7 protein-coding genes and 1 pseudogene are annotated in these 8,345 nt (G+C 68.6%); 7 read left to right on the forward strand and 1 reads right to left on the reverse strand.

Features of this window, described 5'->3' with window-relative positions:
- The first annotated feature begins 51 nt into the window (after positions 1–51).
- The 3 genes from CCR97_RS00940 (at position 52) to CCR97_RS00950 (ending at position 3,919) form a co-directional block, all read left to right on the forward strand.
- Positions 52–1,686, forward strand: a complete 1,635-nt coding sequence (locus CCR97_RS00940; protein ID WP_111358728.1) for an ABC transporter substrate-binding protein — start codon at positions 52–54, stop codon at positions 1,684–1,686.
- Between the two features lie 198 nt (positions 1,687–1,884).
- Positions 1,885–3,240 carry a dihydroorotase gene (locus tag CCR97_RS00945; RefSeq protein WP_111358727.1) on the forward strand — a complete coding sequence of 452 codons (1,356 nt, stop codon included), beginning with the start codon at positions 1,885–1,887 and terminating at the stop codon, positions 3,238–3,240.
- 472 nt (positions 3,241–3,712) lie between these two features.
- A complete protein-coding gene (locus CCR97_RS00950; RefSeq protein WP_111358726.1) occupies positions 3,713–3,919 on the forward strand; it encodes a hypothetical protein in 207 nt (68 codons plus the stop codon).
- 482 nt (positions 3,920–4,401) lie between these two features.
- Here CCR97_RS00950 and ctrA read toward each other — a convergent pair whose 3' ends face one another.
- On the reverse strand, positions 4,402–5,103 hold the full coding sequence (ctrA, locus tag CCR97_RS00955; RefSeq protein ID WP_111359911.1) for a response regulator transcription factor CtrA: 702 nt from the start codon (positions 5,101–5,103) through the stop codon (positions 4,402–4,404).
- A 424-nt stretch (positions 5,104–5,527) separates the two neighbouring features.
- Between ctrA and fliI the strand changes: the two genes are divergently transcribed.
- The 4 genes and pseudogenes from fliI to CCR97_RS00975 form a co-directional block, all read left to right on the forward strand.
- Complete coding sequence (gene fliI / locus CCR97_RS00960; protein ID WP_111359910.1) at positions 5,528–6,850, forward strand: flagellar protein export ATPase FliI; 1,323 nt, start codon at positions 5,528–5,530, stop codon at positions 6,848–6,850.
- Positions 6,851–6,952: 102 nt separating this feature from the next.
- Complete coding sequence (fliJ, locus tag CCR97_RS00965) at positions 6,953–7,369, forward strand: flagellar export protein FliJ (protein ID WP_111359909.1); 417 nt, start codon at positions 6,953–6,955, stop codon at positions 7,367–7,369.
- 165 nt (positions 7,370–7,534) lie between these two features.
- The gene (locus CCR97_RS00970; protein ID WP_111359908.1) at positions 7,535–8,119 is read left to right on the forward strand and encodes a sigma-70 family RNA polymerase sigma factor; all 585 of its coding nucleotides are present in this window, start codon (positions 7,535–7,537) and stop codon (positions 8,117–8,119) included.
- Positions 8,112–8,345: pseudogene (locus CCR97_RS00975) on the forward strand (anti-sigma factor); the annotation flags it as partial. The gene CCR97_RS00970 and the pseudogene CCR97_RS00975, both read left to right, overlap by 8 nt.

Below are 8,345 nucleotides of genomic sequence, written 5' to 3' on the forward strand. Positions count from 1 at the left end.
CCCCCTGCCGGTCCGGACACCCCCGCTCCGCCGCTGTCTTTGGAGGTCCCCATGATCGATCATCCGCGCGCCCGCGCGTCCGCGCTCACCCGCCGTCACGTCCTGATCGGCGGCGCCGCTGCCGGCGTGCTCGGCACGCTGCACGGTGCGGCGGCACAGTCGGCCGCCAAGGTGACGATCGCGATGTCGCTCGGCGACGTCCCGCGGCTGTGGGCGGGCCCGGACGGCGGCTTCGAGGGCCTGCGCTTCGGCGGCTACACGGTGTTCGACGCGCTGGTCGGCTGGGACCTCTCCGCGGCCGACAAGCCCTCGACCCTGGTGCCGGGACTCGCCGAATCCTGGAGCATGGACCCGGCCGACCGCACCCGCTGGATCGTCAAGCTGCGGCCCGGCGTGACCTTCCACGACGGCACGCCTTTCGATGCCGACGCCGCGGTGTGGAACTTCGCCTCGGTGTTCGACGACAAGGCGCCGCAGTATCTCGCCCAGCGCGCGCTCGGCATCCGGGGCCGCCTGCCGAGCGTCAAGGGCGCCGAGAAGATCGACGCGCAGACCATCGCGATCCTCACTCACATCGAGGACTCGCTGCTGCCTTATCAGCTCACGTTCCTGTTGTTCGCGAGCCCGGCGCGCTTCGCCGCGCTCGGCAACGACTGGATGAAGTTTTCGGCCGAGCCCGCCGGCACCGGGCCGTTCAAGGTCGTCAAGCTCGAGCCGCGCGTGCGCCTCGAACTCGCCCGCAACGACGCCTACTGGGACAAGCCGCGCCTCGCCAAGAGCGCGACGCTGGTGCTGGTGCCGATCCCGGACGGCACGGCCCGCGTGTCGGCGTTGCGCGCCGGCCAGGTCGATTTCATCGAGTCGGTGCCGCCCGACACGATCCCGAGCCTGAAGGGTGCCGGCTTCGCCGTGACCCAGAACGTCTATCCGCACACCTGGATCTGGTATCTCTCGGTGCTGCCCGGTTCGGCCTTCGCCGACAAGCGGGTGCGGCAGGCCGCCAATCTCGCCGTCGACCGCGCCGGCATCGTCGAGATGCTCAACGGCACGGCGATCGCGGCCGAGGGCCTGGTGCCGCGGTCCTCGCCGTGGTTCGGCAAGCCCGGCTTCGTGCTCAAGCACGATCCCGCGGCGGCGAAGAGGCTGCTCGCCGAAGCGGGCTTCGGCCCCGGCAAGCCGGCGCGGGCGAAGATTCTGATCGCCAACTCGGGCGGCGGCCAGATGCAGCCGCTGCCCATGAACGAGGCGATCCAGCAGAGCCTCGCCGAGGTCGGCATCGCGATCGAGTATCAGGTGGTCGACTTCATCACGCTGTTCACGGCTTACCGCAACGGCGCCAAGCCGCCGGCCGACAATCCGGTCGGCCTCAACCTGTCGCTGCCGACCCAGGACCCGACCAGCGGTTTCGTGCGCTGCTTCGATTCCGCGCTGGTGTCGCCGCGCGGCACCAACTGGGGCTACTACGCGAACCCGGCCGTCGACGCCGCCTTCAAGAAGGCGCAGCTCGCCCGCGACGTCGCGGCGCGCGACCAGGCGATGGCCGAAGCCCACGCGCTGCTGGTCGACGACGCCGTCGCCCTGATGGTCGTGCACGACCGCAACCCGCGCGCCATGTCGGCCAAGCTGAAGGGCTTCGTGCAGCCGCAGAACTGGTTCGCCGATTTCACGCCGGTGGCGATGGGGTGAGCGGCGTCCTGCGCGCTGCCCCACTCCGTCACCCTGAGGTGCTCGGGCAAAGCCCGAGCCTCGAAGGGCGACGGCCCGGGCCGCATCCTTCGAGGCTCGCCTCGGCGAGCACCTCAGGATGACGGGTCGAGGGCCGGCGCCGTCGACGCCAACCGCAGCCTCGTCTTTCAAACGCGGTCGAGTCTTGGAGACACCCTGATGAAAGCGGATCTCGTCGTGCGCAATGCGCGCGTCGTGCGGCACGACGGCGCGTTCTTCGGCGGCGTCGCCGTGGTGGACGGCGCCATCGCGATGCTGGGCGCCAACGCGCTGCTGCCCGACGCCACCCGGGTGATCGATGCCGAAGGCCGGGTGCTGATGCCCGGCGTGATCGACACCCATTGCCATCTCGGCTTCCACTATCCTTACGACGAAGACCTCGCCACCGAGACGCCGCCCGCCGCGGTCGGCGGCGTCACCTCGGCGCTCGACTACACGCCGCTGGTCACGGCCGACTATCTCGGCTTCTTCCGGGAGAAGTGCCGGCAGATCGAGACCCGCTCGGCGATCGACTGGGGCTTCCACTTCATCATCCAGCGCGAGGAGGACGTCCACCGGCTGGCCCGGATCACGGCCGACACCGGCGTCGTCTCCTACAAGTTCTATTTCGGCTACGAGCCCGACAACGCCATCGGCATCGTGCCGGCGACCGACGGCTGGATCTTTGGGGCCATGCGGGCACTGGCGACGATCCCGGGCGGGATCATCAATGTTCATTGCGAAAACACCGCGGTCGGCACCTGGCTGGAGCGCGAGATCCGCCCGACCGGCCGGCAGGATCTCGGCGCCTATCAGGAATCGCGGCCGGTCTTCGTCGAGGAGGAGACGATCCGGCGGATGATCTTCTTTTCCGAGCTGACCGGCTGCCCGCTGCACGTCGTGCACACGACCATCGGGGCCGGCGTGAAGCTCGGCGTCGAGGCGCGCGCCCGCGGCGTCGACGTGACGATCGAGACCTGCCCGCATTATCTGACCCGCACCTCCTACGATCCCGACCTCGACATGAAGGCCAAGATCTGCCCGCCCTTGCGCACCAAGGACGAGCAGGAGGCGCTGTGGCGCGGCGTGGCGGACGGCGGCATCTTCTCGATCGGCACCGACCACGTGCCGTTCCGGCCCAAGAAGGGCGTCGATCTGTGGACCGAGTCGCCCGGTGCCGTCGGCTTCCAGTGGGAGCTGCCGCTGATGCTGCATTTCGGCCACCACGCGCGCGGCCTGCCGCTGACCCGGCTGGTCGAGATCAATTCGTGGAATCCGGCGCGCCGCTTCGGCCTCGCGCCCAAGAAGGGCACCCTGCAGGTCGGCGCCGACGCCGACCTCGTGCTGGTCGATCTCGACCTCGAGAAGACCGTCACGCACCAGGGCAAGGGCCATTGCATCTACGAGGGGATGCGGCTGAAGGGCTGGCCGGTGGCGACCATCGTGGGCGGCGCCGTGGTGGCCGAGAACGGCGCCTTCGACGACACCGCCGCCCGCCCGGCCCGCTGTCTCAACGTGCCGGCGGAGATGGGGTGATGTCACGTCGGGGCGGATGCGTTGCCAAGCCCCCGTCTTCCGATTGCGATCCTCCCCCCTTTCTCGGTGAAAACGTTTTCACCGAGGACTTCGCAGGCAGCGTCGACCGAAGAACGGGACGCCGGCTCGGAGCCGAGCTCTCGCACGACCCGAAACGTGGCCGCAGGCTCCTCGGCCGCTTCGCTGCAGTTGACTAAAATCCAGATGAATTTTGTAAATCGTTCTAAGAACAAGAGATTTATAGTCTGCCCCGGGTCGCCGATCACGACAACGTGAGCGACCGGAGGGGAAACCTTCCGGGTCCGTATCGGTTGTTGCGGCGAGGGGATGGTGCGCTGCAGGGGATTTCCGGTTTCCACGCCACGTCAGGACACGGGTTCGTGACCGAACACCGGTTCGCTACCGACCAAGGCGGATTGAACCGGGCCCCGATCGCCGGCGACCAACGGACAAGCTCGATGGGAGGGGTCACATGAACAACGCGTCGCTCGCCACTGCCGACCGGGTCACCCACCTGAAGGTCGTCGTGCTCGCGCTGATCGCCTCGATCGCCATCATGGTGATCGGCATCACGGCGCACGCGGTCGACGATGCCCGCGCCTACGGGGTCGCCGCGACGCCGGTCAAGGCCGGCAAGGTCATGGTCTCCACCACCGACACCCGCACCCTGGTGCGCTGATCAGTTTTCCTCCTGGCCTCGGCGATTGCCCCGCCGAACCGCCAGTCACGTCGAACCTCCAGACGTCGCAAACGGCCGGGCCCCGCCCCGGCCGTTTTGCGTTTGGGTTCTGTGGATGAAGCCTCGTGTCCCGGGCGCATCGCACGCGACGCGAACCGGGACCCAGGGCGATCACGTGAGGCAGCAGCCGGCGCCCCTGGGCCCCGGCTCGGCGGCGCATCAGGCCTGCAGCCTGACGCGCCTCGTCCGGGGCACGATGCCGCAAATCCGAGTAACCCAAAACAAAAACCCCGCCATTCGCGGCGGGGGTCGGAAGACGTCCGAGTTCGGGAGGAGAGCCCACGGCTCACGGTCAACGCACCGAACAACTGGGACGCAAGTCGACGCAATCGGCAGGGACGGATCGAGGAAACGGGGAATCGTAGAACCGGACCGGTCGGGTCGGTCGCCGGCCGGGCCGGCGACCCTTGGTCGATCGGGGATCAGATCGCGATGCGAGCCTCGTCGTCGGAGGGCTCGCGCAGCACGTAGCCGCGGCCCCAGACGGTCTCGATGTAGTTGCGGCCCTGCGACGCGTTCGCGAGCTTCTTGCGCAGCTTGCAGATGAACACGTCGATGATCTTCAGCTCGGGCTCGTCCATGCCGCCGTAGAGATGATTGAGGAACATCTCCTTGGTGAGCGTCGTGCCCTTGCGCAGGCTGAGGAGCTCCAGCATCTGGTACTCCTTGCCCGTCAGATGCACCCGCTGGCCGCCGACCTCCACGGTCTTGGTATCGAGATTGACGATCAGGTCGCCGGTCTGGATGACCGACTGGGCGTGGCCCTTCGACCGGCGCACGATCGCGTGGATCCGCGCCACCAGCTCGTCCTTGTGGAACGGCTTGGTCATGTAGTCGTCGGCACCGAAGCCGAGACCCTTCACCTTGTCCTCGATGCCGGCGAGGCCGGACAGGATCAGGATCGGCGTCTTGACCTTGGAGACACGCAGCGCCCGCAGCACCTCGAAGCCGGACATGTCCGGCAGGTTGAGGTCGAGCAGGATGATGTCATAGTCGTAGAGCTTGCCGAGATCGACGCCCTCTTCGCCCAGATCGGTCGTGTAGACGTTGAAGCTCTCCGACTTCAGCATCAACTCGATGGATTGCGCAGTCGCGCTGTCGTCTTCGATCAGGAGAACGCGCATGCCAGTCCCCTTCCATGCCGCGTCGGATTGAGGGCGGCCCGCCGCAGTGCCGGCCAACTCTGACGCCTCGGGACCCAACTGATTCGAAAGGTTAACGGCCAATCCTTAACAAAGTCTGATTCCCCAGCGCAAGACACAGCTGGGCAATTTCGCCAGAATCGGCCTAAAATGTTGTGGCGGGATGATTTTTTGAGCACGTTCACGCTCACATCTCACTTTAGGAAGTGGCCGTAACCGATTCAGTCGACTCGCCCCTCCGTCGGCGGGGAGACGAGATTGCCGGATGGACCCGAGGACGGTGATCCAATGATTAACGGTGCGGGTAAACATCGCGTTAAAGTCGGCGGATCGGGCGCCGGCGGAGCGAATCGGTCGGCCCCTCGCGGGGCGGCCCAGGTGAGGAGGCCCAGGTGAGGAGGCGCAGGTGAGGACGCTCGCCGAGCAGATCGCCGAGATCGACGGGGTCGAGGTGTTCGGCCGCGTCGTCGGGGTGCGCGGCCTGATGGTCGAGGTGGCCGGGCCGCTGCACGCGATGTCGGTCGGTGCGCGCGTCGGAATCGAGACCACGGGCCGCACAATCCCTTGTGAAGTCGTTGGTTTTTCCGGCGACCACGCGCTCCTGATGCCCTTCGCGGCGCTGGAGGGCGTGCGCCGCGGCTGCCGCGCCGTGGTGATGTCGGCGGCCGCCGCGGTCCGCCCCTCCGAGGGCTGGCTCGGCCGCGTCGTCAATGCGCTCGGCGAGCCGGTCGACGGGCTCGGCGCGCTGCCGATTGGCCCGACACCGTGTCGTTTCCGCAACAGTCCGCCCTCGGCGCACGCCCGCCAGCGGGTCGGCGGGCCGATCGATCTCGGGGTGCGGGCGCTGAACACCTTCATCACCTGCTGCCGCGGCCAGCGCATGGGCATCTTCGCCGGCTCCGGCGTCGGCAAGTCGGTGCTGCTCTCGATGCTGGCCCGCAACGTCGATGCCGACGTCTCGGTGATCGGCCTGGTCGGCGAGCGCGGCCGCGAGGTGCAGGAATTTCTTCAGGACGACCTCGGCCCGGAGGGCCTCGCCCGTTCGGTCGTCGTCGTCGCCACCTCGGACGAGCCGGCACTGATGCGCCGCCAGGCCGCCTATCTCACGCTGGCCATCGCCGAGTATTTCCGCGACGCCGGCAAGAGTGTCCTCGTGCTGATGGATTCGGTGACGCGCTTCGCCATGGCGCAGCGCGAGATCGGCCTCTCGGCCGGCGAGCCGCCGACCTCCAAGGGCTACACCCCGACCGTCTTCACCGAGCTGCCGCGCCTCCTGGAGCGGGCCGGCCCCGGAACCAATGCGGGCGCCATCACGGGCATCTTCACCGTGCTCGTCGACGGCGATGACCACAACGAGCCGGTCGCCGACGCGGTGCGCGGCATCCTCGACGGCCATATCGTGATGGAGCGGTCGATCGCCGAGCGCGGCCGCTACCCGGCCATCAACGTCCTCAAGTCGATCTCGCGGACCATGCCGCGCGCCTGCGACCCGGACTACCTGCCGGTGATCATGCAGGCCCGCAAAGTGATGGCGACCTACGCCGACATGGAGGAGCTGATCCGGCTCGGCGCCTACCGGCCGGGCTCCAGCGCCGAGGTCGACGAGTCGATCAAGCTGCACGAGCCGCTGGAGACCTTCCTGAAGCAGGGCAAGAGCGAGTCGACCTCGCTCGCCGACGGCTACCGGCGATTGCAGCAAATCCTCACGGGCGCAGAAACCGAAAACTAAGACTATGCTCCCAGAATGGCGATCTGTTCGGAGCGGCTCTCGGCCCTGACGTGCCAGGCTGCATTCGAGGATGCACTCGGGGCTTCTGGGGAGTAACGGTCGATGAAGTCACGCGATACACTCATTCGGCTCAAGAAGTTTCAGGTCGACGAGCACCGCCGCAAAGTCGCCCAGATCGAGACCATGATCGCCGAGTTCCTGCGGATGGCCGGCGATCTCGACCGCGAGATCCAGGTCGAGCAGGAGCGGGCCGGCATCAACGATCCGGCGCACTTCGCCTATCCGACCTACGCCAAGGCCGCGATGCAGCGGCGCGAGAACCTCAGGCGCTCCGCCGACGAGCTGTCCGGCCAGCTCGAGGAGGCCCGCGCGGCGCTGCAGGAGTCGTTCGAGGAGCTCAAGAAGGTCGAGCTGCTCGACGAGCGCGACCAGCACCGCGAGCGCGTCGCCGAGAACACCCGCGAGCAGAACGAGCTCGATTCGATCGCCGGCCTGCGGGCGCGCGGCGCCGTCGCCTGACCGACTCTCGTGTCCTGACGTTCGCGAAGGCCCGGGCCCGCAGCCCGGGCCTTCGCCGTTCCGGGGGGCATGCGGGAGCGGCGCCCACGGGTCGCCCCGCCCGCGGCGCTTGCGGGGCGGCGACCTTCGGCCATAATCGCGGCCGGGTGGGAACGGGGCGCCGGGATGCTGTCGTCGGCCGAACTGGTGTGGCTGCTCGCCGGAGTCGCCAAGGGCGACCTCGACGCGTTCGAGCGTCTGTACATGGCGACGAAGGGCCGGCTCTATGCCGTGGTGCTCGGCATCGTGCGCCGCCCCGCCGTCGCCGGCCCGGTGCTGCAGGAGGCCTATCTGCGCATCTTCGCCGACGCGGCGCGGTTCGACCCGGCCCGCGCGACGCCGATGACCTTCCTGGTGGCGATCGCCCGGCATGCGGCAATCACCGCGGCACGCCGCGACGGCGCCATCCTGATCGACGACACGGAGGCGGAGGACGCCGACTCACGAGACGAAGCGGGACAGAACGAGTCGGGGCCGGAGGACGGCGACGCGGCCGCAGCCCCTGCCGCGCCGCCGAGCGAGACGCTCAAGCAGCTGCTCGGCGCCATCGGCCGGCTCGAGCCCGACCGCCGGCGCATGATCCTGCTGGCCTACTTCAACGGCATCGACCGCGCCGGCCTCGCCCGCGAGTTCGACCGGCCGGTCGACACCATCAAGACGCAGCTCCGGCGCGCGCTCGCCGACCTGCGGGAGTTTTTGGGGAATGACTGAGGACGACCGCGCCGGGCTCGCGGCCGAGTACGTGCTCGGCACGCTGGACGCCGACGAACGCGACGAGGCCGCCGCGCTGATCGCGCGCGATCCGGCCTTCGCGGCGCTGGTCGCGGCGTGGGAGCGTCGGCTCGGCGAGCTCGACACCATGGTCGATCCGGTGACGCCGCCGGCGGCGATCTGGATGGCGCTGCGCGCCCGCCTGCCGGAGCCGGCCACCGCCGCG

Origin of the sequence: Rhodoplanes elegans (assembly GCF_016653355.1) — a bacterium.
GTDB classification, from domain to species: Bacteria; Pseudomonadota; Alphaproteobacteria; order Rhizobiales; family Xanthobacteraceae; genus Rhodoplanes; species Rhodoplanes elegans.

Excerpts from the sequence above, each read along its gene's own strand:
- CCR97_RS00945 (WP_111358727.1), top strand. The coding sequence starts at position 1,885 with ATGAAAGCGGATCTCGTCGTGCGCAATGCGCGCGTCGTGCGGCACGAC.
- fliJ (WP_111359909.1), top strand. The coding sequence starts at position 6,953 with ATGAAGTCACGCGATACACTCATTCGGCTCAAGAAGTTTCAGGTCGAC.
- CCR97_RS00970 (WP_111359908.1), top strand. The coding sequence starts at position 7,535 with ATGCTGTCGTCGGCCGAACTGGTGTGGCTGCTCGCCGGAGTCGCCAAG.
- ctrA (WP_111359911.1), bottom strand. The coding sequence starts at position 5,103 with ATGCGCGTTCTCCTGATCGAAGACGACAGCGCGACTGCGCAATCCATC.
- CCR97_RS00940 (WP_111358728.1), top strand. The coding sequence starts at position 52 with ATGATCGATCATCCGCGCGCCCGCGCGTCCGCGCTCACCCGCCGTCAC.
- CCR97_RS00950 (WP_111358726.1), top strand. The coding sequence starts at position 3,713 with ATGAACAACGCGTCGCTCGCCACTGCCGACCGGGTCACCCACCTGAAG.